Genomic DNA, 24,894 nt, shown 5'->3' on the forward strand with positions numbered 1-24,894 from the left:
CCGCTGCCGCGGCCCTGAGTTGCCCTGTATCGCCTCAAGGGCTCGTCCTCAAGCGCCGGACGGGCTAGAGATAGCCCGTCCGGCGATTGAGGACGAGGCCGTCCAGGCCGAAAAAGGGGGTCTAGGGGCAAAGCCCCAGGAAGGCCGCCCCAGGGGCGACGGAGTCGCTGTTTCGGGAAGGGGCGGGATCGGGGAAAAGGACCCCCCTACCCCAGCAGCCGCTTCGTCAGCGTGAACTCCTTCACGCCCTCCGGATAGTCAGGGATCACGCACACCAGCTCATACCCCTGCCCCCGATAGAACCCGGGCGCCTGGAAGTCCCACGTCTCCACACGGGAGTTGAGACACCCCCGCTCCACCCGCGCAACCCGCTCCGCCTCCCCCAGAAGACGGGACCCGAGCCCCGCCCCCCGCACCCGCTCGTCCACCCACAGAAAGTCCACGTGCAGCCACCGCGCCCACGTGTGCGCCGCCAGCCCCCCGGCCAGCTCCCCCTCCTCCGTCAACGCCCAGAGACCCAGCGGGACTTCGTCGTCGTCCGGCGTCCCACGCAGCGCACGGAGCGCAGGGGACGCCGCCACGTTCGTCTCGCGCAGCCGGGACCGAAGAAGGGCAAGCCGCTCTTTGTCGACTCCTGTCTCCATACGAAACATACGGCTCACCATAAACGCGCCGGGCAATCAGTTCTGCAAATCACCTTCCGCTCCTGGCGTCCGGCTCTACTCTGAAGGGCAGTGCCGGTGGGGGCCGGCATGGATCAGGGGGCGAGACAGTCGGGTACGACGCCCGGCGTGGGGGTGGCAAGCGGTGCACGGCGGCGGCCGTGTGGCTGTGGCGATCCTCGTTCCGGGCGCCGTACCTGCGCAGTTCGTACCCCGGCCATCGACGATGGGGTGTCCCCCCGCTCCGTTCAGGAGCTGGGGAAGGGGGTTTCCGTGGTTCGTATCCGAGTTCTGGTCGTCGACGACCATCGCATCTTCGCCGAGTCGCTGGCCGCCGCGCTCGCGGCCGAGCCCGACGTCGACGTGTCCGCGGCGGGCAGCGGTCCCGCCGCACTGCGCTGCCTGGAACGTGCCATCAGCGAGGGCCGCCGCTACGACGTGCTCCTGGTCGACGCCGACCTGGGCAGCACGGCCAGTGCGCTGCAGAGCGGCCGGGCCGCCGTCTCCGTCCAGGAGGGCAACGCGGACGGGCTCGTGGACGGCATCTCCCTTGTCGCGGGCGTGCGTTCGGGCCAGCCGAGCGTGCGTACCGTGGTGCTCGCCGAGAAGGACGATCCGCGCCGTGCCGCCCTCGCGCTGCAGGCCGGAGCCTCCGGCTGGGTCGCCAAGGACTGCTCTCTCTCGCGGCTCCTCACCGTGATCCGCGGTGTCCTGCGGGACGAGACGCATCTGCCGCCCGCCCTGCTCACGGGCGTGCTGCGGGAGTTGACCGCAGCGCGCAAGCACCGCACCGAGAGCGAGCGCCTCGTCGAGTCGCTCACCCCGCGCGAGCGGGAAGTCCTGCGGTGCATGGTGGCGGGGCTGGGCCGCAAGGCCGTCGCCGAGCGGCTCTTCCTGTCCCCGCACACCGTCCGCACGCACATGCAGAACGTGCTGGGGAAGCTGGGCGTCCACTCCACGCTCGCCGCCGTGGCGCTCGCCCGGCGTGCCGGTGTCGGGCCCGTCGACCTAGCCGGGGATGTTGTCGAACGGGGCGGTCAACTGGCGTAGCAGCCCCGCCAGTTCACCCCGCTGGGCGCGGGACAGCTCCGCGAGGATCGCCCGCTCCTGGGCGAGCAGGCCCGCCAGCGCCTGGTCCGCGCGGTCCCGGCCCTCGTCCGTGAGGCGTACCAGGACGCCGCGGCGGTCGCTCGGGTCGGGCAGCCGCTCGACGAGGCCCTTCTTCGCGAGCCGGTCGATGCGGTTCGTCATCGTGCCGGACGTGACCAGGGTCTGGGTCAGAAGCTGCCCGGGGGAGAGCTGATAGGGGGCGCCCGCCCGGCGCAGCGACGTCAGGACGTCGAACTCCCAGGGCTCCAGCTGATGCTCGGAGAAGGCGAGCCGGCGGGCCCGGTCCAGATGGCGCGCCAGTCTGCTGACGCGGCTCAGCACCTCGAGTGGCTCCACGTCGAGGTCAGGGCGCTCGCGGCGCCACGCAGCGACCAGACGGTCGACCTCGTCCTCCATGGCGATCAGTGTAGGGGGTCTGTCGACCTCAAGTCTCTTGACGTCAAGATACTTCGAGTGTGAGGCTGGAGATCCAACGCCCCACGGAGCCTCGCCCACGGTGACTTGGAGGACCCCCGCCATGCCCGCAGCCCCCGCCCCCACCTGGGACCCCGGCCAGTACCTGCGCCACGCCGACCACCGCGCCCGCCCCTTCGGCGAACTCCTGGCCCGCATCCCCGAACCCCCGGCCACCGCCCCCCGCATCGCCGACCTCGGCTGCGGCCCCGGCAACGTCACCGCCCAGCTCGCCGAGCGCTGGCCCACCGCACACATCACCGGCTACGACAACTCCCCGGAAATGCTCGCCCGCGCCGAGGCCCACGCCGGAGAGACCCCGGGCGGCGGCCGCCTCGACTTCGCACACGCCGACGTGGGGCGCTGGCTGCCCGAGGAGACGTACGACGTGATCGTCTCGAACGCGACGCTGCAGTGGGTCCCCGGCCACGTCGAGTCCTTCGCCGCCTGGGTGGACCGCCTCGCCCCCGGCGGCACCTTCGCCTTCCAGGTGCCCGGCAACTTCGACGCCCCCAGCCACGTACTGATGCGGGAGCTCAGCGAGTCCACGCGGTGGCAGGGGCTGCTCGGCGGGGTGCTGCGGCACGCGGACGCGGTCCTCACCCCCGCCGACTACCTGGAGCGGCTCGCGGCCCTCGGCTGCGCCGCCGACGTCTGGGAGACCACCTATCTGCACCTGCTCCAGGGCCCCGACCCGGACCCGGTCCTGGACTGGGTCAAGGGGACGGGCCTGCGGCCGGTCCTCACCGCCCTGGAGGGCGACCCCAAAGCCCGCACGGAATTCCTCGACGCGTACCGCGGACTGCTGCGCGAGGCGTACCCGGCGACCGGCCACGGCACGGTGTTTCCTTTCCGCAGGGTCTTCGCGGTGGCCCGGAAGGAGAACTGACCAGATGCTCGTGACCGTCGACCACATCCAGCTCGCCGCCCCGCCCGGCAGCGAACCCGCCCTGCGCACCTACTACGGAGAAGTGCTCGGCATGACCGAGCTGCCCAAGCCGCCGGTGCTCGCCGCCCGCGGGGGCTGCTGGTTCCGCGCCGGACCCGACGGAGGAGTCCAGCTGCACCTGGGCATCGAGGAGGACTTCCGGCCCGCACACAAGGCCCACCCCGGGCTGCGGGTGCGGGACATCGAGGCGTACGCGCGGCGGCTCCTCAACAAGGGCGCGAGCGTCACCTGGGACGAGAACCTCCCCGGACACCGCCGCTTCTACTCCCACGACCCCGTGGGCAACCGCATCGAGTTCCTGGAACACGTCGCCCCCGGGGTGTGAGACCCGGGGGCGACATTCAGACCGTGAGGCGGTGGCCTCGGCTCTTCAGCTCTTGCGGTGGCCTATCAGACGGGGCTTCGGCTCCAGACCGTCCAGACCGTGCCACGCCAGGTTCACCAGATGCGCGGCCACCTCCGCCTTCTTCGGCTTGCGGGCGTCCAGCCACCACTGGCCGGTCAGGGCGACCATGCCGACCAGGGCCTGCGCGTACAGCGGCGCGAGTTTCTGGTCGAAGCCACGCGTCTTGAACTCCTGGCCGAGGATGTCCTCGACCTGCGTGGCGATGTCGGAGATCAGGGACGCGAAGGTGCCCGTCGACTGCGCCACCGGACTGTCACGGACCAGGATGCGGAAGCCGTCCGTGTACGACTCGATGTAGTCGAGGAGAGCGAACGCCGCCTGCTCCAACAGCTCACGCGGATGACCGGCCGTGAGCGCACCCGTCACCATGTCCAGAAGCTGGCGCATCTCCCGGTCCACGACGACCGCGTACAGACCCTCCTTGCCGCCGAAGTGCTCGTACACCACCGGCTTGGAGACCCCGGCCTTCGCCGCGATCTCCTCCACCGACGTGCCCTCGAAGCCCTTCGCGGCGAACAGGGTGCGGCCGATGTCCAGCAGTTGGGAGCGGCGCTCGGCGCCCGTCATACGGGTACGGCGCGGGCGCCGCTTGCTGTCCTTGCCGGAAGTGCTGTTCGAAGAGCTCGTGCTGGAGTCGGTCGCCACACCCTCCATCATGCCGCGTCGGCGGTCTCGGCCTTGCGGCGGGAGTCGATCCGCGACCGCGACGGCCAGCGCACGTCATGGGCCCAGCCCAGCTGCTCGCACCAGCGGATGATCCGGGCCGACGAGTCGATCTGGCCGCGCATCACACCGTGCCGCGCCGACGTCGGGTCCGCGTGGTGGAGGTTGTGCCACGACTCGCCACAGGAGAGGACAGCCAGCCACCACACGTTGCCCGAGCGGTCCCGGGACTTGAAGGGGCGCTTGCCGACCGCGTGACAGATCGAATTGATCGACCACGTGACGTGATGGAGCAGCGCCACCCGGACGAGCGATCCCCAGAAGAAGGCCGTGAAGGCGCCCCACCAGGACATCGTCACCAGGCCGCCGACCAGCGGCGGGATCGCCAGGGACACCACGGTCCAGACGATGAACTGGCGGGAGATGGCGCGGATCGCCGGGTCCTTGATCAGATCCGGTGCGTACTTCTCCTGCGGCGTCTGCTCCTCATCGAACATCCAGCCGATGTGCGCCCACCACAGGCCCTTCATCAGGGCCGGGACACTCTCGCCGAACCGCCACGGGGAGTGCGGGTCGCCCTCCGCGTCCGAGAACTTGTGGTGCTTGCGATGATCGGCCACCCAGCGGACGAGAGGCCCCTCCACGGCCATCGAACCCGCGACCGCCAGCGCGATCCGCAGCGGGCGCTTCGCCTTGAACGAGCCATGCGTGAAGTAGCGGTGGAAACCGATCGTGATGCCGTGACAGCCGAGGAAGTACATGAAGACGAGCAGGCCCAGGTCGAGCCAGCTCACCCCCCAGCCCCAGGCCAGCGGCACCGCCGCGACCAGGGCGAGGAATGGGACCGTGATGAACAGCAGCAGCGTGATCTGCTCCAGGGAGCGCTTCTGCTCGCCGCCGAGCGTGGCGGAGGGAAGCGAGATCCCGGTCGTGTCCGGTGCCGGGTCGGCGGCGCCGTCCGCGATCACATCGGGGCTCATCGTCATGGGCATCCCCTACGGGGTTGAGGGTAGTGGCAGGTGTAGGTGAACGGGTGGGCCCGCCTACGGGTCCGTAACTTACGGCGTCGTAAGTATGTCAGTGCGTGGCCCGGCGGCAAGAGGCCGTGAATCCTGTGCTTCATCCGGACACCTATCCTTGGACTCGGTCGGACAGCGCGGTCCGCTCGCTATCTCCCCCGGACCCTCACCGGGGATCCCCCCGGACCCTCCCGGGGACCCCTCCCAGTGCCTTACGAACACTGCAAGGAGCCGCACCTGTGAGCAGTGCAGACGACCAGGGCCGCCAGGCCAACGGAAACGCCAGCACCGAGCTGCGCGCCGACATCCGCCGCCTCGGCGACCTGCTCGGCGAGACCCTCGTACGCCAGGAGGGCCCCGAGCTCCTCGAACTGGTCGAGAAGGTCCGCCGGCTGACCCGCGAGGACGGCGAGGCCGCCGCCAAGCTCCTCGGCGGCACCGAACTGGAGACCGCCGCCAAGCTGGTGCGCGCCTTCTCCACCTACTTCCACCTCGCCAACGTCACCGAGCAGGTGCACCGCGGCCGCGAGCTCCGCGCCAAGCGCGCCGCCGAAGGCGGCCTCCTCGCCCGCACCGCCGACCGCCTCAAGGACGCCGACCCCGAGCACCTGCGCCAGACCGTCGAGCACCTCAACGTGCGCCCCGTCTTCACCGCACACCCCACCGAGGCCGCCCGCCGCTCCGTCCTGAACAAGCTCCGCCGCGTCGCCGAGCTCCTGGAGACCCCGGTCATCGAGTCCGACCGGCGCCGCCACGACACCCGCCTCGCCGAGAACATCGACCTGGTGTGGCAGACCGACGAGCTCCGCGTCGTCCGCCCCGAGCCCGCCGACGAAGCCCGCAACGCCATCTACTACCTCGACGAACTGCACGCCGGCGCCGTCGGCGACGTCCTGGAAGACCTCACCGCCGAGCTGGACCGCGTCGGCGTCCAACTCCCCGACGACACCCGCCCGCTCACCTTCGGCACCTGGATCGGCGGCGACCGCGACGGCAACCCGAACGTGACCCCGCAGGTCACCTGGGACGTCCTGATCCTCCAGCACGAACACGGCATCAACGACGCCCTCGAACTCGTCGACGACCTGCGCGGCTTCCTCTCCAACTCGATCCGCTACACCGGCGCGACCGAGGAACTCCTCACCTCGCTCCAGAGCGACGTCGAGCGCCTCCCCGAGATCAGCCCCCGCTACAAGCGCCTCAACGCCGAAGAGCCCTACCGCCTCAAGGCCACCTGCATCCGGCAGAAGCTCGAGAACACCAAGGAACGCCTCGCCAAGGGCACCACACACGAAGCAGGGCGCGACTACCTCGGCACCGCCGAGCTCCTGCACGACCTCACCCTCATCCAGACGTCGCTGCGCGCCCACAAGGGAGCCCTCTTCGCCGACGGCCGGATGAACCGCACCATCCGCACCCTCGCCGCCTTCGGCCTCCAGCTCGCCACCATGGACGTCCGCGAACACGCCGACGCCCACCACCACACGCTCGGCCAGCTCTTCGACCGCCTCGGCGAGGAGTCCTGGCGATACGCGGACATGCCCCGCGAGTACCGCCAGAAGCTGCTCGCCAAGGAGCTCAGGTCGCGGCGGCCGCTCGCCCCGTCCCCGGCGCCCCTCGACGCCGCCGGAGAGAAGACCCTCGGCGTCTTCGAGACGGTGAAGCGGGCCCTCGAAGTCTTCGGCCCCGAAGTCGTCGAGTCGTACATCATCTCCATGTGCCAGGGCGCCGACGACGTCTTCGCCGCCGCCGTACTCGCCCGCGAGGCCGGCCTCATCGACCTCCACGCGGGCTGGGCGAAGATCGGCATCGTGCCGCTCCTGGAGACCACCGACGAGCTGCGCGCCGCCGACGTGATCCTCGACGAGATGCTCGCCGACCCCTCGTACCGACGCCTCGTCGCCCTCCGCGGCGACGTGCAGGAGGTCATGCTCGGCTACTCGGACTCCTCCAAGTTCGGCGGCATCACCACCTCCCAGTGGGAGATCCACCGCGCCCAGCGCAGGCTGCGAGACGTCGCCCACCGCTACGGCGTACGACTCCGCCTCTTCCACGGCCGCGGCGGCACCGTCGGCCGCGGCGGCGGCCCCTCCCACGACGCGATCCTCGCCCAGCCCTGGGGCACCCTCGAAGGCGAGATCAAGGTGACCGAGCAGGGCGAGGTCATCTCCGACAAGTACCTCGTGCCGTCCCTGGCCCGCGAGAACCTCGAACTCACCGTCGCCGCCACGCTCCAGGCATCCGCGCTGCACACCTCCCCGCGCCAGTCCGACGAGGCACTCGCCCGCTGGGACGCCGCCATGGACGTCGTCTCGGACGCCGCGCACTCCGCGTACCGCAAGCTCGTCGAGGACCCGGACCTGCCGACGTACTTCCTCGCATCGACGCCGGTCGACCAGCTCGCCGACCTGCACCTCGGCTCCCGGCCCTCCCGCCGCCCCGGCTCCGGCGTCTCACTCGACGGACTGCGCGCCATCCCATGGGTCTTCGGCTGGACCCAGTCCCGGCAGATCGTACCCGGCTGGTTCGGTGTCGGCTCCGGCCTGAAGGCGCTGCGCGAAGCCGGCCTGGACACGGTGCTCGACGAGATGCACGAGCACTGGCACTTCTTCCGCAACTTCATCTCGAACGTGGAGATGACACTCGCCAAGACCGACCTGCGCATCGCCCGCCACTACGTGGAGACACTGGTGCCGGACGAGCTGCGGCACATCTACGCGATGATCGAGGAGGAGCACGCACAGACGGTGGCGGAGGTCCTGCGAATCACCGGCGGGTCCGAACTGCTCGGCTCCAACCCGGTACTGCAGCAGACCTTCGCGATCCGCGACGCCTACCTCGACCCGATCTCCTACCTTCAGGTAGCCCTCCTGAAGCGGCAGCGAGACGCGGTCGCGGCGGGCGAGGAAGCCGACCCACTGCTCGCCCGGGCGCTGCTCCTCACCGTCAACGGAGTGGCCGCAGGACTGCGCAACACCGGCTGATCGCTTGCCTGTCGGGCCCCGCACCACTGGGTGGTGCGGGGCCCTTTCAGCTTCAGCTAGAACGTCAGCGTGGCGAAGGCCGCCGTCAGCAGCGCGCCACCCGCCAGCGCCATCCCCCACGCCGTACGCGTCGCACGCAGGCCACCCGCCACCACGATCGAGGCCAGCAACAGCGCGCCGCCCAACGGGATCCACGCGCTCAGGAAGCCCGCCCCGTCCGCCCGTACGACATCACGGGACGTCCCCGACTTACGCGCCACCGGGATGCGGGCGCCCTTCTTCTCCGAGATGGAGCGGTCGATCACGACCTTGACCGTACGGCGAGAGGCGCCGGACGACGCCGCATACGAGCCCTCGCACGCATCGGAGCCGCAGCGCGTCACCGTCATCGTGCCCCGGTCCGCGTCCTGCGCGCGCACCACGTGCCGGGCCGTGTCCCAGGACGCCCAGACGCCCGCGACGATCAGCAGCGCCGCCAGGGCACCCATCGCGGCACGGCGACCATGGGAGAGGAGCCGTCGGTCAGACATGGCCGCGATCCTTGGGGATACGGCTGCGCTCCGTCAACAGCGGGCCTCAAACGGCCACACCGCGTTACGAGTTGTACGTGCTCTGTGCGCGCTCCAGGCCCTCGGACACGAGCGCCTCCACCGCGTCGGCGGCGCGGTCCACGAAGTAGTCGAGCTCCTTGCGCTCCGTCGAGGAGAAGTCCTTGAGGACGAAGTCCGCGACCTGCATCCGGCCCGGCGGGCGGCCGATCCCGAAGCGCACCCGGTGATAGTCCGCGCCGAGCGACTTGGTGATGGACTTCAGGCCGTTGTGGCCGTTGTCGCCGCCGCCGAGCTTGAGGCGGAGCACGCCGTAGTCGATGTCGAGCTCGTCGTGGACGGCCACGATGTGGTCCGTGGGCACCTTGTAGAAGTCGCACAGGGCCGTCACGGGGGCACCGGAGACGTTCATGTACGACATCGGCTTGGCCAGGATCACCCGGCGGCTCGCGGGCCCGGGCGGACCGATGCGGCCCTCCACCACCTGGGCCTGACCCTTCGTCGCCCGCTTGAACTTGGCACCCATCCGCTGCGCGAGCAGATCGGCCACCATGAAGCCGACGTTGTGCCGGTTCATCGCGTACTCGGGACCGGGGTTGCCGAGCCCGGCGATCAGCCAGGGGGCGGTGTCGTCGGACATACGCGTTCCTTCGGTCAGCAGCGGTCAGCAGCGGTCGGCGGTGTCGGCCAGCGAGACGGGGTGGCAGGCACAGCCCACCACCCCGTACTCACATTCAGACGCGAGAGGCTCAGGCCTCGGCGGCCTCGTCGCCCTCGGCCTCACCCTCGGCCGGGGCCTCCTCGGCCTGCGCGGCCAGGACCTGCAGAACGACAGCGTCGTCCTCGACGGCCAGCGTGGTGCCGGCCGGCAGCGTGATGTCCTTGGCGAGGACGGAGTCACCGGCGTCCAGGCCCGCCACGGAGACCGTGACCGACTCCGGGATGTGGGTGGCCTCGGCCTCGACCGGCAGAGCGTTCAGAACGTGCTCGAGCAGGTTGGCACCCGGGGCCAGCTCGCCCTCGGTGTGGACCGGGACCTCGACGTTGACCTTCTCGCCGCGCTTCACGAGAAGCAAGTCGACGTGCTCAAGGAAGCCCTTGATGGCGTCGCGCTGGACGGCCTTCGGGATCACGAGCTCGGGCTTGCCGTCGACGTCGATGGCCAGCAGCACGTTGGACTGACGCAGAGCCAGGTTCAGCTCGTGGCCGGGAAGGGTGATGTGGGCCGGCTCGTTGCCGTGGCCGTAGACGACCGCGGGGACCTTGTTCTCGCGGCGGATGCGGCGGGCAGCGCCCTTGCCGAACTCGGTACGGGCCTCGGCGGCGAGCTTGATCTCAGCCATGGTGCACTCCTCGTAGATAGGTACGGATTGGTCACCCGGCCACGAACGGCCTGCTACGAAGAGCGCGTCGATTACGGACAGCCACCCATTCCCGTACGGAAATGAAAGCGGCCTCCCTCGCCGAGCAACTCAGTGAGTCTACCCGGCGGGGAGGCCGCCCCAGAAATCGATCTTCAGAGCAGGCGTACGGTCACGCCTGCTCGTCGAAGAGGCTCGTCACCGAACCGTCCTCGAAGACCTCACGCACCGCGTTCGCGATCGTCGGCGCGATCGAAAGCACCGTGATCTTGTCGAGCTCCAGCTCACCCGGGGTCGGCAGGGTGTCCGTGAAGACGAACTCGCTGACCTTCGAGTTCTTCAGCCGGTCCGCCGCAGGACCCGAGAGCACGCCGTGCGTGGCCGTCACGATGACGTCCTCCGCGCCGTGCGCGAACAGGGCGTCGGCGGCGGCGCAGATCGTGCCACCGGTGTCGATCATGTCGTCGACCAGGACGCAGACCCGGCCCTTCACGTCACCGACGACCTCGTGGACGGTGACCTGGTTGGCGACGTCCTTGTCGCGGCGCTTGTGCACGATCGCGAGGGGGGCGCCCAGGCGGTCGCACCAGCGGTCGGCGACGCGCACGCGGCCGGCGTCCGGCGACACCACGGTCAGCTTGTCGCGGTCGACCTTCGCACCCACGTAGTCCGCGAGGATCGGCAGCGCGAAGAGGTGGTCCACCGGACCGTCGAAGAAGCCCTGGATCTGGTCCGTGTGCAGGTCGACCGTGAGGATACGGTCCGCACCCGCGGTCTTCATCAGGTCGGCGATCAGACGGGCCGAGATCGGCTCGCGGCCCTTGTGCTTCTTGTCCTGACGGGCATAGCCGTAGAACGGCACGATCACCGTGATGGAACGGGCCGACGCGCGCTTCAGCGCGTCGATCATGATGAGCTGCTCCATGATCCACTTGTTGATCGGAGCGGTGTGGCTCTGGATCAGAAAGCAGTCGGCGCCGCGCGCGGACTCCTGGTAGCGGACGTAGATCTCACCGTTGGCGAAATCGAAAGCCTTCGTCGGCACGATGCCGACACCCAGCTTGTGTGCGACCTCCTCGGCCAACTCGGGGTGGGCGCGGCCGGAGAAGAGCATCAACTTCTTCTCGCCGGTCGTCTTGATCCCGGTCACAGCACTGTCTCCTCAGAGAGTTCGTCCCGCTGCCGTACTGACGCGTCCCGGTGCGTCGAGTCGGCCGATGTGTGCACCTATCACGGTACGCCGTCGCCGACGCACCTGTTTCCGGTCAGGCTTCGCTGTCCGGCTTCCGGGAGGCCGCCTCGGCCGCCTTCGCCGCCGCGCTCCCCGGACGCTTCCGGGCCACCCAACCGTCGATATTCCGCTGCTGGCCCCGCGCCACGGCCAGCGAGCCGGGCGGCACATCCTTCGTGATCACGGAGCCCGCGGCGGTGTACGCGCCGTCCCCGACCGTGACAGGAGCCACAAACATGTTGTCCGATCCGGTCTTGCAGTGGGAACCCACCGTCGTGTGGTGTTTGGCCTCACCGTCGTAGTTCACGAAGACGCTCGCGGCACCGATGTTGCTGTACTCGCCGATGGTCGCGTCCCCGACATAGCTCAGATGCGGCACCTTCGTGCCCTCACCGATCGAGGCGTTCTTCATCTCCACGTACGTCCCGGCCTTCGCCTTCGTCCCGAGCCGCGTGCCGGGCCGCAGATACGCGAACGGGCCGACGCTCGCCTGCTCCCCGACCTCGGCGCCGTCCGCGACCGTGTTGTCCACCCGGGCACCCGCACCGACCGAAGTGTCCTTCAGCCGGGTATTGGGCCCGACTTCGGCCCCCTCCCCGATGTGGGTGGCGCCCTGCAACTGCGTCCCCGGGTGCACGACCGCGTCCTGCTCGAACGAGACGGTCGCATCGACCCAGGTGGTGGCCGGGTCGACGACCGTGACGCCCGCGAGCATGGCCGCGGTGAGCAGCCGGTCGTTCAACGTCCGCCGGGCCTCGGCCAGTTGGACACGATTGTTGATACCCGCGATCTCACGGTGGTCGGCGGCGACCGAGGCACCCACACGGTGCCCCGCCTCCCGCAGGATCCCGAGCACGTCCGTGAGGTACTCCTCACCCTGGCTGTTGTCGGTACGCACCTTGCCGAGCGCATCCGTCAGCAACTGCCCGTCGAAGGCGAACACCCCCGAGTTGATCTCACGGATGGCACGCTGCGACTCGCTGGCGTCCTTGTGCTCGACGATCGCGGTCACGGCACCGGAGACACCGTCGCGCACGATGCGGCCGTAGCCCGTCGCGTCCGGGACCTCGGCGGTCAGCACGGTCACCGCGTTGCCGTCGGCGGCGTGGGTGTCGTTGAGGGCGCGCAGCGTCGCGCCGGTGAGCAGCGGGGTGTCACCGCAGACGACGATGACGGTGCCGCTGACCGGGCTCCCGGTGCCGCCCGCCAGCTCCTCCAGCCCCATACGGACGGCATGGCCCGTCCCGTTCTGGGTGGGCTGGAGCGCGGTGCGCACGTCCGGCGCGAACGTGGCGAGATGCGCCTCGACTTCCTCGTGCTTGTGACCGACGACGGCGACGATCTGCCCGGGGTCGAGCTCTCCACTGGCTGCGAGCACGTGTCCGACCAGCGAACGTCCGCAGATCTCGTGCAGGACCTTGGGCAGTGCCGACTTCATACGGGTGCCCTCACCCGCTGCGAGGACGACGACGGCGGTCGGGCTGTTGGCGCTCACGGGGGTGCCCTTCGGCTGCGGAGGGGTGGGGTTTCCTCATGGAGAGGACATCCGCAGGATACCGGGGCGTTTGGGGGCGGAAATGAGGAAGGGTCCTGACCTTGGGGTCAGGACCCGAACCGGGGCACTGCTCGCCTGGGCTCCCCCGCAAGGATTCGAACCTTGTCCTGCTAGTACCAAAAACTAGTGTGCTGCCAGTTACACCACGGGGGACAGCGCCTCAGACCTTACCTGAGACGCGCCTCGGAGTCGGCGGCGATTCCCCGCCACCACCCTTCAATGCGGCAGTACAAATCGGCACCTTGCCGGACTCTGATGACGAGGCAGCCCCGGTAGTCATCGCCGGTGTTCTTCCGGACGGTCTTCGGGTTGTGCTTCTTGAGCGTTGTCCGTTGGGTTCAGGATGTCGTTGTTGAAGACCTTCAGCTCGTCGCGGATCTGTCGAAGGCCCAGCCCTGCTCGCCGCAGCGCCACCGCCCGCTCCCGCAACCCCTCGAAGTCGGCGTACTTGCCTGTGATCTCTGTCATGGGGCGACCCTCGCCGGGGGAGCGGGAAGGCGGCCACAGTTCTGGGTGGGGTCCAGCAGTTCGAGTGGGGGCCCTGTCCGGGGCGGGCTCAGCAGTCCGCTGAGCCCCGCGCCGGGAGTACCGCCGAGACTCTGAAGCCGCCCGCCTCCGTCGGCCCCGAGACGAAGACGCCGCCCAGGGCGCGGACACGTTCCTGCATGCCGAGGAGGCCGTTGCCGCCGCTGGGGAGGCGGGCCTCGGGGGAGCCGGGGACGGGCTCGGGGGGTGGTTCGTTCTCCACCTGCATGGCTATCTCGGAGGTGCGATGGGCCAGGCGTACGTAGGTCTTCGCGCCCGCCGCGTGTTTGTGGACGTTGGTGAGGGCTTCCTGCACGACGCGGTAGGCGGTCTGCTCGACGTCCGCCGGGTAGCCGGGGGCGGGGGGCTCGCCGTCGACCGAGAGGTCCACCGCCATGCCCGCGGCCCTGGACTGGCCGACCAGTTCGTCCAGTTCGGCCAGGCACGGGCCGTCGGAGGAGTCGTCGGCGCGGGCCGCCGCCGCTGCGGCCGCGGCGGCCACCGAGGCGAGCGGGACGGGTGCCGTGGAGGGGGCGGTGCTGCCGCGCACTCCGGGGGTGGTCGCGGTGTTCTCGTTGGTGCGCAGGACGCCGAGCATCTCGCGCAGCTCGGTGAGGGCCTGGCGGCCCATGTCGCCGACGAGGGCGGCGTTCTTGACGGCCTTCTCGGGGTCTTTGCGGGCCACCGCCTGGAGTGCCGCCGCGTGGACGACCATGAGGCTGACCCGGTGCGCCACCACGTCGTGCATTTCGCGGGCGATGCGGGTCCGTTCCTCGTTGCGTGCCCATTCGGCGCGCTCCTCGGCGCGTTCGGCGAGGAGCTGGAGTTCGCGCTCCAGACTGTCGGCGCGTTCCCGCAGGCTTTCCATGAGGCGGCGCCGCGCGCCCACGTACAGGCCGAAGAGGAGGGGTGGGGCGGTGATGCCGAGTGCGGTGGTGATTGCGGCGAACGGTACGAACCAGTCGCCGACCTGGAGGTCGCCGCGTGACATGTCCTGGTCGGCGCGGACGAAGGCGATGATGAGGGTGCCGAGCATCGACATGCCCGCCAGGGAGCCGATGATGCGGCGTGGCAGTTCTGCGGCGGCCAGTGAGTAGAGGCCGACGACGGTGAGGAGTACGCCCATGCGGGCGGGTGTCACCGCGATCGAGACGAGGACCACGGCGATGGGGAAGCGTCGGCGCAGGAGCAGTACGGAGCCGGCGAGTGCGCCGAAGACGACGCCGGCCGCCATCGGTATCCCGGCGTCCCGTGCGAAGGGGATCCCTTCGGCGCCGCATTCCAGGGCGGACAGGACGGCGAGGACGATGTCCAGGACCGCGCTGCGGCGTCGTTCCCACCACCACGGCCCGGTCATGGCCGTGGTGCGACTGTCCCCCGTCGTGGTCATGTCTTCCAGCGTACGGGCGTCGGGCCGCCCGTTCCCGGGAGTTTTCGGGCGGGGGCCGGGGGTGGCGTCAGGGGTGGTGTCTGGGGTGTCTTCGGCATGTCAGCCCACCCGCAGCCGGTCCGGGCGGGCGCCTGTGACGAGGGTCGCGAGGGCCTCGTCGATGTGGGCGCCCAGGTACCAGTCGCCGCTGTGGTCGAGGCTGTAGACGCGGCCTTCGGTGTCGAGGGCGAGGAGCGCCTGGGTCTGGGTCTCTTCGCCTATGGGGCAGACCGCGCGGCCGAGTGCCCGGCCCAGGTCGCCGAGGGTGCGTGCCAGGTGGAGCCCGTACATCGGGTCGAGGTGCACGGCGGCGGGGGCGATCTCGCGGCCCGGGCCCTGGGGTGCGATGTGCAGTCCGCCGAATTCGGCCCAGGCTTCGACGGCGGCGGGGAAGACGGCGTGCTGGTGTCCGGCGGGTGAGGTGTGGCGGCGCAGGACGTCGGCCCAGATCTCGGCCTGCTTTATGTCCCAGCGGCCGGGCCGCCAGCCCGCGGCGCGCAGGGCGGCGTCGACCGGGACGGGGAATCGGGTGGTGGAGGCTGCGTCGGCGTGCATGGGCCCTCGTGTTCGGTGGTCAGTTGTCGTTCGGCGGCTCGGTGGAGGGTTCCACGACCCGCACGCCGAAGTGCGCCGTCAGTGCGGTGCAGGAGCGGCAGGGGCGGGCGAAGGCGCCGTGCAGCGGGTCTCCGTCCTCGCGGATGCGGCGGGTGGTGAGCTTGGCGTGCTTGAGGGCTTTGCGGGCCTCGCCGTTGGTCATCGGTTTGCGGGCGGCGCGCTTGGAGCGGTTCGCGTCGGCCGCCGTCAGGTGCCGGGAGACGAGGATGGCCTCGGCGCAGCGGCCGGTGAAGCGTTCGCGCTGGCCGCTGGTGAGGGTGTCGAGGAAGTCCTGGACGAGTGGGTGCAGCGGCGGGGGCTCTTCGCCCCGGGCCGGGGTGCAGGTGAGGGTTTCGCCGCGTACCGAGAGTGCGGCGGCGACGGTCGGCAGTATGCCGTCGCGGCGGTGGGCGAGTACGGGTGTGCGTGCGGCGACGCTGCTCCAGCCGACGCGGGGGTCGCCCGTGCCCATGGTGCTGGTGCTGTCGTCGGCCATGCCGGTTGGTGCCGTCTGCATGGTGGTGCTTCCCCTCCCGTGCCGCGGCGGTGGCCGCTGGTGCGCCACCTCCCCGTAGCGCTTGCACAGATTGCCAAATGGGACGGGTGGTGCGGAAGCTGGGGCTCTGCGACACGCGGGGCTTTCGGCGCTCGGTGACCGGGTCGTGGCGGGTGGTCACGGAAGCGGAGGGGCCTTGACCGGTACGGAACCGGAGGCCCGGTGACCGGTGTCGTTCTTACGCATAGGCTGTTCGCTGATTCGCGTTCCAGCATCTTCATATCGCCGTCTTCATCTCCAGATCTCCATCTTCTTCAGTGCCGCAGGGGGCAACCGCCATGACGACAGGTCGGCTCGGGCAGCAAGCCGCGCCGCCGAACGCGGCCTATGCCGGGCAGGTCGTGCGCTTCCCGGACCCGGTCCGGGCCGCCCGCCACCCCAGAGGGGTGCGGATCGACGAACACGGCTACCCGGACTTCTCGCCGTACGCCCGCGCGGTCGCGGAGATCGCCGAGCCCCCCGAGGGTTTCGGCGTCGACGAGCTGCGTCTGACGGATTACGTGTCGGCGAACGCGGCGCTCGCGGCGGCGGGCCACGACCTCTGGGAGACCATTCCGGCGGTGGCGACCCCGCACGGCTGGACCTGGCACCACGTGCCGCACGGCCGCCGCCTGGAGCTGGTCCCGGTCGAGGTCAAGGCGCTGCTGCGGCACCACGGCGGGCTCGCCACCACGGCCGTGGACCAGAACAAGCGCGGCACGCGCCCGCTCCAGGAGACCCGTCCCGCCCATCTCGGCCTGCCGAAGTCGGGGGTCGCGGTGACCGAGGCCCAAGTGCTGGGTGTCGAGGAGGACTTGGGGTACCGGCTGCCGGGCGCCTACCGTTCCTTCCTGAAGGCGGCGGGCGGCTGCGCCCCGGTCGGTGCGGCGCTCGACGCGGAGCTGGGTCTCCTCATCGACCAGCCGTTCTTCACGGTCCGGGACGAGGCCGCGGTCAACGATCTGGTGTACGTCAACAAGTGTCTGCGCGATCACCTCACCAAGGACTATCTGGGCGTCGGTTTCGTCCAGGGCGGTCTGCTCGCGGTGAAGGTGAAGGGTGACCGGATCGGTTCGGTGTGGTTCTGCGCGTACGACGATGCGCGGGATGTCTCGGAGGTGTCCGGCTGGGCCCCGGCGGAGCGAGTGGAGCGCCTCCTTCTGCCCTGTGGTGACGACTTCGATGCGTTCCTGTCCCGGCTCGCGGGTAATCCGCCGGAGCTGGAGACCGTGGCGAACCTGATGGTGGACGGCGGCTTCGCGCACTCCGTCCCCGTGTCCTCGGGTGGGGAGTGAGTGTGCCGATGGTGACGTTCGCACAGGCGCAGGAGCGCGCCGAAGAGTGGATCAACGGAGATGTGCCGGGCTATCAGCACCGTGAGGTGCGGGTGCGGGAGTTCGAGCTCGGCTTCGTCGTCTGGGCCGAGGACCGTGAGACGGGTCCGGTCTCGGACGGCGGCTGCCAGCGGCTCGTCATCGCCCGTGACAGCGGCGAGGCCACGCTCTGGCCCGGCCTTCCCGTCGGTGAGGTCATTCGCCGGTACGAGGAGGAGTACGGGGTTCCGGACACGGCCCCGGACCCGGAGCCGGCGCCGCCCGAGCGGGTGGACCTGAACCAGACGTCGTTCCTGTTGAGTCCGCCGGAGTGGCTCCAGGAGGCGGCGGACAAGCTGGGGATTCCGGATCGGCGGGGGGAGTCGGCGGGTTCGGGTTCGAGCTCCGCTTCGGGTTCGGTGTCGGGGGCGGTGCCGTCGCAGGCTTCGCCGTCTTCGCCGTCTTCGCCGTCTTCGGCTTCGGCACAGCCTTCTCCAGCTCCTTCCGCTCCTTCCGCTTCGTCCGCTCCTGGTGAGGGTGCGCCGTGGCCGTCGGCCGGGGCCTCCGGTGCTGCCGGTGCTGCCGGTGTTTCTGGTGTTTCTGGTGCGCGGAGTGGCGGTGGCCATGAGTCCGCCGCCGACGAGGGCGTGCGTGCGGCGTCGCCCGCCGCGCCCGCCGGTGCCACTCCGTGGGCCGGTACGGACAGCAACTCCGAGGCGGGCGAGGACCGTTCGGTCCCGCTGCCCGCGACGGTCTTCGCGCCGCCGCTCTCGGGCCAGGACGACGACGGGGACACCCCGCCGCCCGCGGTGGCCCCCGAGGCCAAGACGGCCCTGATGTCGGGCGGCAGCCAGCTTCCGAAGACGACGGTCGCGCCTTCGCTCGGCGGGCCGGGCGGCCAGGGGGGTCCCGGCTCTCCGGGTGCTCCGGGTGCTCCGGGTACTCCGGGTGCGCCTGCGGGGCCCGCCGCTCCGGGGGTGCCGGACCCGGCCTCGTACGGGTACCCGCAGGGTGGCCCCGGTGCTCCGGGCGCCCCTGCTGCGCCGGCTGCCCCGGCCGCTCCGGGTGCGCCCGGCTTCAACGCCCCGCCGCCGCCCGCCGGTTCGGCCGTCTCCGGGCTCAACGCGCCGCCCCCGCCCGCGGGTTCGGCCGTCAGTGGCCCGAACGTGCCACCGCCGCCTGCCGGTTCGGGTACCCCTCTGCCTCCCGGTGCCGGGGACATCGCCGACGCCGCGACCAGCAAGGCGCAGTCGCCGCCGCGCGGTGCCCGTGGCTCCGGTGCCGGTGCCGGTGCCCCGCCGCCGCCCGCGCCGCCCGGTGCTCCGGGCGCGGCCCCCGGCAGCACGCCGCCGCCGTCCGGTCCGGGCGCTCCCGGCACCCCGGCGGGCGGCTATGTGCCGACCCAGCTGGTCTCCTCGCTCGGCGGCAACGAAGGCATCCAGCTCCCGGACGAGCCCGCCGCGCCCGCCGCGCCCGCCGCTCCGGGTGCCCCGCAGCCGCCCGGCCCGCCCGGCTCCCCGGGTACGCCGCCCGGTGGTGTGCACCACGCGGCGACGATGCTGGCCGACCCGAGCCAGGGCGGCCAGGGAATCCCTGCGCCTCCGTCGGCTCCGGGTGCGCCGGGTGCCCCTGGTGCTCCGCAGCCGCCTGGCGCTCCTGGTGCTCCTGGCGCGCCTGGTGCGGGTGCTCCGGGTACGCCTCCCGGCGGTGTGCATCACGCCGCCACCATGCTGGCCGGTCCGGGTCAGGGTGGCCCCGGTGCGCCCGCGCCTCCGTCGGCTCCTGGTGCGCCGGGTGCTCCTGGCGTGCCTGGTGCGGGTGCTCCGGGTGCGCCTCCCGGTGGTGTCCACCACGCCGCCACCATGCTGGCCGGACCCTCGGTCGGCGGCCCCGGCGCTCCCGGTGCCCCGCAGCCGCCCGGTGCTCCGGGTGCCCCTGGTACTCCGGGCGCCCCCGGCATGGCGCCGCCCGGCCCGCCCGGTCAGCCGTACGGCTATCCGCAGCAGCCCACCGGTCAGCCGACCGTCGGCCCCGGCTACCAGGCCGTGCTGCGCTACCGCGCGCCCGACGGGAGCGAGCAGCAGCTGATCCGGCGTTCGGCGCCCGGCACCCCGCACCCGGAGTGGCAGATCTTCCACGAGCTGCGCGCCATGAACATCCCGCCGGACCAAGTCCTCGAACTCCACACGGAGTTGGAGTCCTGCCAGCTGCCCGGCGCCTACTGCGCGCGCATGATCAAGGAGACCTGGCCGCAGGCCCGGATCGCCTCGATCGCCCCGTACGGCACGGACCACGCGTCCCGCCAGCAGGGCATGCAGCAACTGCTCGCGCACCAGGGCGAGTTGCACCAGGTCGCGGACGGCCCGGCGCGCCCCGCGCCGGTGCGCGCGCCGCTGCAGCAGGTGCAGCCCGCGCCGCCGGTGCCGCCGGAGGGCGTGGCGCAGGAGATCGCGGGCTCCTTCGGGCCCGGCGTCTTCCGCTTCGACCAGCGCGCGGTGTCGCGCCAGGGCGTGCCGGACATCGTCGCGCACACGCTCGTCGTGGCGGGTCTGCCGGCCGACTTCGGCCCGTTCTTCTGGGCCCAGGCCCAGCCGGGGCGCCCGGTGCCGACCCTCGCCGAACTGGCCCAGGAGCGTGGCGTGGTGCCCGCGTCGGACGCCGGTTCGTATCTGGTGATGGGCAGCGACTTCGGCCGCGCCATCTGCGTCCAGTACGGCACGGCGAACATCGTGGCCGTCCCGGTCGAGGCCGGTCCGGGCGGAGCCCCCGTACCGCCGCAGTTCGTGAACACGGGCCTGCCCGAGTTCGCGCGCAGCCTGGCCCTGCTCGGCCGGATGTGGCGGCTGCGGTACGGGCTCAACCAGGAGCAGGCGGGCCGTTGGACCGTCGACTTCCAGGGCCAGCTGGCCGCGCTCGACCCGGCGGCGCTGGCTTCGCCGGAGAGCTGGTGGTCGGTGCTGCTCGAGCAGATGTGGGACGGGCTGCTGTAGGGCCCGGCTGTCTGTGTAGGGCCGGGCTGTCTGTGTAGGGCCGGGCCGGTGTGCTGCTGGTCCGGTGTGGGCCGCCCGGCCGGGCACTGACGTACGTACGAATGAGGCGCTCGAATGAGGCGCTCGACCTGCGCGACGGGTCGGGCGCCTCGATCATGCGGTCATGGCAGCCACGGGCGCGGGCGCTGTCCCGCGGAAGAAGCGCCGCTGGCCGAGGAGGGTCCTGCTGATCCTCCTCGCCCTCGTCGTGCTGGTCGCTGCCTATGGCACGGCCCTGTATTTCTGGGCCGATTCGCGACTGCGGACGACGAAGGCGTTCGCCGCCTACGAGGGTGAGCCGGGCCCGAGCAAGGGCACCGACTGGCTGCTCATCGGCTCCGACAGCCGCTCCGCGCTCACCCCCGAACAGCGCAAGGAGCTCCATGTCGGCAACGACCAGGGGCTCAACACCGACACGATCATGGTCCTGCACTACGGCGACAGCGGGCCCTATCTGGTCTCGATCCCGCGCGACTCGTACGTCCCGATCCCCGGCCACGGCAAGGGGAAGATCAATTCGGCGTACGCGATCGGGGGCGCCCCGCTTCTGACGCGCACCGTCGAACAGGCCACCGGGCTCCGCCTCGACCACTACGCCGAGGTGAACTTCCTCGGCTTCGTGGACGTGGTGGACGCGTTGGGCGGGGTGCGGATCTGTGTGCCGTCCGGCGGGCTGCACGATGAGAAGTCGGGTGCGGACTTCGATGCCGGGTGTCAGCACATGGACGGCGTCCAGGCGCTGCAGTACGTGCGCGCCCGCTACAGCGATCCGCTGGGTGACCTGGGCCGGGTCAAGCGCCAGCAGCAGTTGGTGAGCGCGGTCGCCGACAAGGCCGTGAGCTGGCGGGTGCTGCTGCCGCCGTGGGAGCTGATCCCTTTCGTGAGCGCCTCGCTGGACGCGCTCACGGTCGACCGGGACACGGGGGTGGGTGCCCTGGCGCAGCTCGGCCTGAAGATGGAGGGCCTGTCGCACGGGTCGGGCGCCACGACGACGGTGCCGGTGGCTTCGGAGCCGGACATCGCCGGGGTCGGGGATGTCGTGGTGTGGGACGAGGAGAAGGCGGGGCGGCTTTTTGGGGCGCTGAGGGACGACCAGCCGCTTCCTTCGTCGTCGTAGAGGGTGTCCGACCTCCTCGATTCCGACTTCTGACGGCAATTGGCGCATCCTTGACCGGGTGGGGTGGGCGGAGTGTCGCGTTATGAGCGCTTCCGCTTGATCCATCAAGATGTGCGCCAATCGCGTTGTACGTCGGAGAGGGGAATCAAGGATGAGCAGTGCATCGGTGTCGCCTCACGGCTTCGTGACCGTGCGGGGCCGCGGCTACCGTCCCGAGCAGGTGGAGGCGTACGCCGCAGGGGTGTCCCAGGAGCGCGACGGCGCGTGGGAGCGTGCCGCTCGGCTCACCGTCCTCGCCAAGGAGATGGAGGCGGAGGCGGAGCGGCTGCGCGTGACCGTCTCGCAGCTCGCCCCCCAGACGTACGAGACGCTCAGCGAGCGCGCCCGGTATCTGCTCGCCCTGACCGAGGAGGAGGCCGTGGCGGTGCGCGCCGCCGCGGAGTCCGAGGCCGCGGCGGCCGTGGAGGCCGCCGAGAGCGAGGGGCGGGAGTGGGCCGAGGCGGCGCGGGCGTACGCGGACTCGGTGCGGGGGGACGCGGAGGAGCGGGCCCGGCAGCGGTTGCTCGCGGACCGGGCGGCGGCCGATGAGGCGCGGGTCGCCGCGCGCCGTGATGTGAAGGAGTGGCGGGGGGAGGCGCTGGCCGCGCTGCGTGAGACGCGGGAGCGTGCGGAGGGGCTGCTCGCCGAGCAGGAGAAGGAACAGGCGGAGCGCTGGGAGGCGGCGGAGCGGGAGCTCGCGGAGCGCGAGGCGGCGGCGGACGCGGTGGCGGCGGAGCGGGTGGCGGCTGCGGAGGCGCGGCTGTCCGAGGCGAAGCGGGCGTTCGCGGAGGCGGAGGAGTCGGCGCGGCACGGGCAGGAGGACGCGGAGGCGCAGGGGGCTGAGCTGGTGGCGGAGGCGCAGGTGCGGGAGGAGCGGGTGGCTCGGGAGACGGAGCGGGTGCTGCGGGAGCACGGGGAGGAGTGGGACGAGGTGCGGGCGCACATGGATCATGTGCGGAGCAGTTTGGCTGCGCTTACGGGGCGGGCTGCGGCTGCGGAGTAGCGGGCGGGGTGCGTGGCGGGTGGGGGCGGGGCGGGGCGCGGCCGGTGGGTGGGTCGGGGTGGGGACGCGGCGGTATGTCCGTCCTCGAAAAGCCGGGGGCGCTGTGCGAGTGCATGAGTACTGGCTTGGGTGGGGTGCTGTACTGCGGGCGGACATACCGCCGCGTCCCCACCCCTTGCGCCGTCGCCCGTCTGCGGGCGGTCGCCCCTTCCGGCCAGTAGGCCCTCCCGCCGCGTCCCCACCCCTTGCGCCGTTGCCCCTTCCGGCCAGTAGGCCCTTGCGCCGTCGCCCGTCTGCGAGTCGTCGCCCCTTCCCGCCAGCAGGCCCTCCCGCCGGTCGCCCACCTGCAGGCCCTCCCGCCTTCCCGCGCGAGGGCGGGTCCCTTCAGCCTCGGGGGGATCATTCAGCCCGTCCGGCGTTTGAGGACGAGGCCGTTCAGGCCGATGGGGGTCTGGGGGCGCAGCCCCCAGGAGGGTGCGCCAGGGGCGACGGAGTCGCCGGTTCGGGAAGGGGTGGGGTTGGGGAAAGGGTCACGCTCGGGCGGGAGGGCCCTCCTCCTGGCTCGCGGGGGTGCCCGGAGACGGCGCCGGCTCTTCCGTGCGTACGGGAAAGCGGCGAGGAGCCAGGAACAGCAGGACCAGAAGCGCGAGGCCCGCCGCGCACGCGGCACCCAGATACACCGACTCCACCGCCGCGTCGACGGCACGGCGCAGGCGCTCGGGATCGGCCACCGACCCGGGGTCCTCAAGGGACTTGGCGACCGAGTCCAGGGAACCGGAGCCGCCGAGGCGGGAGCTGAGGACGCCATTGGCCACCGCCCCGAACAGCGCCGCCCCCACCGTCTGCCCGATCTGGCGGCAGAAGAGGACCGACGCCGTCGTCGTGCCCCGCTCCGACCAGCCCACCGTGGACTGCACCCCGACGATCAGCGGGAGCTGGAAGAGGCCGAGTGCCGCGCCCAACAGGAGCATGATCAGGGCCGGTTGCCAGGCCGAGCCGGGGTACGGGAGGAACTGGAATGTGAGGAGGATGAGGGCTGCTGCCGCTATGCCTGTTATCGCTGTGTTGCGGAAACCTATGCGGCGGTACACGTGTTGGCTGAGCGCCGCCGACACCGGCCAGCTCAGGGTCATCACCGAAAGTACGAAACCCGCCGCCATGGGAGCCAGGCCCAGCACCGACTGTGCGTAGGTCGGGAGGAAGACCGTCGGGGCCACCATCAGGAGACCGAGGGCGCCGAGCGCCAGGTTCACCGCCGCTATGGTGCGGCGGCGCCAGACCCAGCCGGGGATGATCGGCTCCGCCGCCCGGCGTTCGATGACCACCACGATCGCCGCCAGGGCCAGGCCGCTGCCGAAGAGGGTGAGGGACGGGGGTGACAGCCAGGGCCAGGCCACCCCTCCCTGGACCAGGGCGGTGAGGAGCACGCCGCCGCAGGCGAAGACCGCCAGCGCGCCCGCCCAGTCGATCTGCGGACGCTTCGGTGCTGTGCGTGCCGGCTCGTGGAGGTGGCGGGCTATCAGCCACAGCGCGATGGCACCTATGGGCAGGTTGATGAGGAAGATCCAGCGCCAGTCCGCGTAGGTGGCGATGAGCCCGCCGAGCGCGGGGCCCGCGACCGCCGATACCGCCCACACCGTGGACAACTTGGCCTGGATCTTGGGGCGTTGGTCGAGTGGATAGAGGTCGGCGGCGAGGGTCTGGACCGTGCCCTGGAGGGCGCCGCCGCCGAGGCCCTGGACGACGCGGAAGGCGATGAGGGCCGCCATGTTCCACGCGCTCGCGCAGAGGGCCGAGCCGAGGAGGAAGAGGATGCTGCCCGCGATCAGGACCGGTTTGCGGCCGAAGGTGTCGGAGAGCTTGCCGTAGACGGGCAGCGTGACCGTGACGGCGAGGAGGTACCCGGAGAACAGCCAGGAGAAGACGGAGAAGCCGCCGAGGTCGCCGACGATCTGCGGGACGGCGGTGGAGACGATCGTCGAGTCCAGGGCGGCGAGCGCCATGGACAGCATGAGCGCGGCGACGACGGGGCCGCGGCGGTCGGGGATGCCCGTACGGCTCGTGTCGCTCGTGTCGCTCGTAGCGCCTGTGTCGCCTGTGTCGCCTGTATCGCTCGTGTCGTTCGTATGGGGTCCTGGAGTGCCCTTGTCGGGATCTGGACTGCCCACCGTGATTCCTTCCCCCTGCACCTGTTGCTCCGGGCCACCATCTCACCTCTTCGTGCAGGTGGACGAGGGGGCAGTGGGCGAGAGGGTGGAGGTGACCCTGAGAAGGCTCCACCGGCGGGTGGAGATCCCCTAGGGGAACCTCCGTACTGCGGACCGGGCCGCCTTCGTCCCGGCGGAGGACGAGAAGGCCCGGAGCGGGTT

General features: G+C 71.2%; 22 protein-coding genes and 1 tRNA gene. 8 read left to right on the forward strand and 15 right to left on the reverse strand.

Annotated features, from left to right (window positions below; translation table 11 throughout):
• Positions 1-206: 206 nt before the first annotated feature.
• Entirely contained in the window at positions 207-665 is a 459-nt protein-coding gene (locus ACFWYM_RS22755) for a GNAT family N-acetyltransferase (RefSeq protein ID WP_384840360.1), read from the reverse strand.
• 270 nt (positions 666-935) lie between these two features.
• Between ACFWYM_RS22755 and ACFWYM_RS22760 the strand changes: the two genes are divergently transcribed.
• Complete coding sequence (locus ACFWYM_RS22760) at positions 936-1,712, forward strand: LuxR C-terminal-related transcriptional regulator (RefSeq protein WP_384840046.1); 777 nt, start codon at positions 936-938, stop codon at positions 1,710-1,712.
• Here the strand turns inward: ACFWYM_RS22760 and tamR are convergent.
• Positions 1,671-2,168: a MarR family transcriptional regulator TamR gene (tamR, locus tag ACFWYM_RS22765; protein ID WP_384840049.1), complete on the reverse strand. Its 498-nt coding sequence runs from the start codon at positions 2,166-2,168 to the stop codon at positions 1,671-1,673. The two genes, ACFWYM_RS22760 and tamR, sit on opposite strands and share 42 nt — an antisense overlap.
• A gap of 121 nt (positions 2,169-2,289) precedes the next feature.
• On the opposite strand from tamR, the gene ACFWYM_RS22770 reads away from it, so the two are divergent.
• Positions 2,290-3,114, forward strand: coding sequence for a trans-aconitate 2-methyltransferase (locus ACFWYM_RS22770; protein WP_384840052.1), 825 nt, complete (start codon positions 2,290-2,292; stop codon positions 3,112-3,114).
• Between the two features lie 4 nt (positions 3,115-3,118).
• Positions 3,119-3,499 carry a VOC family protein gene (locus ACFWYM_RS22775; protein ID WP_384840053.1) on the forward strand — a complete coding sequence of 127 codons (381 nt, stop codon included), beginning with the start codon at positions 3,119-3,121 and terminating at the stop codon, positions 3,497-3,499.
• 45 nt (positions 3,500-3,544) lie between these two features.
• Here the strand turns inward: ACFWYM_RS22775 and ACFWYM_RS22780 are convergent, their stop codons facing one another.
• Both ACFWYM_RS22780 and ACFWYM_RS22785 read right to left on the reverse strand, forming a co-directional pair.
• The gene (locus tag ACFWYM_RS22780) at positions 3,545-4,237 is read right to left on the reverse strand and encodes a TetR/AcrR family transcriptional regulator (RefSeq protein WP_384840056.1); all 693 of its coding nucleotides are present in this window, start codon (positions 4,235-4,237) and stop codon (positions 3,545-3,547) included.
• Complete coding sequence (locus ACFWYM_RS22785; protein WP_384840059.1) at positions 4,234-5,229, reverse strand: acyl-CoA desaturase; 996 nt, start codon at positions 5,227-5,229, stop codon at positions 4,234-4,236. The genes ACFWYM_RS22780 and ACFWYM_RS22785 overlap by 4 nt, the downstream gene beginning before the upstream one ends.
• A 272-nt stretch (positions 5,230-5,501) precedes the next feature.
• Between ACFWYM_RS22785 and ppc the strand changes: the two genes are divergently transcribed.
• Complete coding sequence (ppc, locus tag ACFWYM_RS22790) at positions 5,502-8,246, forward strand: phosphoenolpyruvate carboxylase (RefSeq protein WP_384840062.1); 2,745 nt, start codon at positions 5,502-5,504, stop codon at positions 8,244-8,246.
• 56 nt (positions 8,247-8,302) lie between these two features.
• Here ppc and ACFWYM_RS22795 read toward each other — a convergent pair whose 3' ends face one another.
• The 10 genes from ACFWYM_RS22795 to ACFWYM_RS22840 form a co-directional block, all read right to left on the reverse strand.
• Positions 8,303-8,776 carry a hypothetical protein gene (locus ACFWYM_RS22795; RefSeq protein WP_384840065.1) on the reverse strand — a complete coding sequence of 158 codons (474 nt, stop codon included), beginning with the start codon at positions 8,774-8,776 and terminating at the stop codon, positions 8,303-8,305.
• Positions 8,777-8,840: 64 nt separating this feature from the next.
• On the reverse strand, positions 8,841-9,434 hold the full coding sequence (pth, locus tag ACFWYM_RS22800) for an aminoacyl-tRNA hydrolase (RefSeq protein ID WP_384840068.1): 594 nt from the start codon (positions 9,432-9,434) through the stop codon (positions 8,841-8,843).
• Between the two features lie 109 nt (positions 9,435-9,543).
• On the reverse strand, positions 9,544-10,137 hold the full coding sequence (locus ACFWYM_RS22805; protein ID WP_384840071.1) for a 50S ribosomal protein L25/general stress protein Ctc: 594 nt from the start codon (positions 10,135-10,137) through the stop codon (positions 9,544-9,546).
• Positions 10,138-10,327: 190 nt separating this feature from the next.
• On the reverse strand, positions 10,328-11,305 hold the full coding sequence (locus ACFWYM_RS22810; RefSeq protein ID WP_384840074.1) for a ribose-phosphate diphosphokinase: 978 nt from the start codon (positions 11,303-11,305) through the stop codon (positions 10,328-10,330).
• A gap of 115 nt (positions 11,306-11,420) precedes the next feature.
• On the reverse strand, positions 11,421-12,881 hold the full coding sequence (gene glmU, locus ACFWYM_RS22815) for a bifunctional UDP-N-acetylglucosamine diphosphorylase/glucosamine-1-phosphate N-acetyltransferase GlmU (protein WP_384840077.1): 1,461 nt from the start codon (positions 12,879-12,881) through the stop codon (positions 11,421-11,423).
• 140 nt (positions 12,882-13,021) lie between these two features.
• Positions 13,022-13,094: transfer RNA gene (locus ACFWYM_RS22820), tRNA-Gln, on the reverse strand.
• Between the two features lie 123 nt (positions 13,095-13,217).
• Complete coding sequence (locus tag ACFWYM_RS22825; protein ID WP_384840080.1) at positions 13,218-13,409, reverse strand: hypothetical protein; 192 nt, start codon at positions 13,407-13,409, stop codon at positions 13,218-13,220.
• Between the two features lie 88 nt (positions 13,410-13,497).
• Positions 13,498-14,856, reverse strand: coding sequence for a sensor histidine kinase (locus ACFWYM_RS22830; RefSeq protein WP_384840083.1), 1,359 nt, complete (start codon positions 14,854-14,856; stop codon positions 13,498-13,500).
• A 99-nt stretch (positions 14,857-14,955) separates the two neighbouring features.
• A complete protein-coding gene (locus tag ACFWYM_RS22835) occupies positions 14,956-15,450 on the reverse strand; it encodes an SUKH-3 domain-containing protein (RefSeq protein ID WP_384840085.1) in 495 nt (164 codons plus the stop codon).
• A gap of 19 nt (positions 15,451-15,469) precedes the next feature.
• Complete coding sequence (locus ACFWYM_RS22840; protein WP_384840088.1) at positions 15,470-16,006, reverse strand: YwqJ-related putative deaminase; 537 nt, start codon at positions 16,004-16,006, stop codon at positions 15,470-15,472.
• Positions 16,007-16,323: 317 nt separating this feature from the next.
• Between ACFWYM_RS22840 and ACFWYM_RS22845 the strand changes: the two genes are divergently transcribed.
• The 4 genes from ACFWYM_RS22845 (at position 16,324) to ACFWYM_RS22860 (ending at position 22,525) form a co-directional block, all read left to right on the forward strand.
• Positions 16,324-17,319 (forward strand): SMI1/KNR4 family protein, encoded by a 996-nt coding sequence (locus ACFWYM_RS22845; RefSeq protein WP_384840091.1) that lies wholly within the window; start codon positions 16,324-16,326, stop codon positions 17,317-17,319.
• Positions 17,320-17,327: 8 nt separating this feature from the next.
• A complete protein-coding gene (locus ACFWYM_RS22850; protein ID WP_384840093.1) occupies positions 17,328-20,327 on the forward strand; it encodes an SUKH-4 family immunity protein in 3,000 nt (999 codons plus the stop codon).
• 163 nt (positions 20,328-20,490) lie between these two features.
• Positions 20,491-21,483: an LCP family protein gene (locus tag ACFWYM_RS22855; protein ID WP_384840096.1), complete on the forward strand. Its 993-nt coding sequence runs from the start codon at positions 20,491-20,493 to the stop codon at positions 21,481-21,483.
• A gap of 151 nt (positions 21,484-21,634) precedes the next feature.
• On the forward strand, positions 21,635-22,525 hold the full coding sequence (locus ACFWYM_RS22860; protein WP_384840099.1) for a cellulose-binding protein: 891 nt from the start codon (positions 21,635-21,637) through the stop codon (positions 22,523-22,525).
• 530 nt (positions 22,526-23,055) lie between these two features.
• Here ACFWYM_RS22860 and ACFWYM_RS22865 read toward each other — a convergent pair.
• Positions 23,056-24,573, reverse strand: coding sequence for an MFS transporter (locus ACFWYM_RS22865; protein WP_384840363.1), 1,518 nt, complete (start codon positions 24,571-24,573; stop codon positions 23,056-23,058).
• Positions 24,574-24,894 lie beyond the last annotated feature (321 nt).

The organism is Streptomyces sp. NPDC059009, assembly GCF_042740175.1.
Lineage (GTDB): Bacteria > Actinomycetota > Actinomycetes > Streptomycetales > Streptomycetaceae > Streptomyces.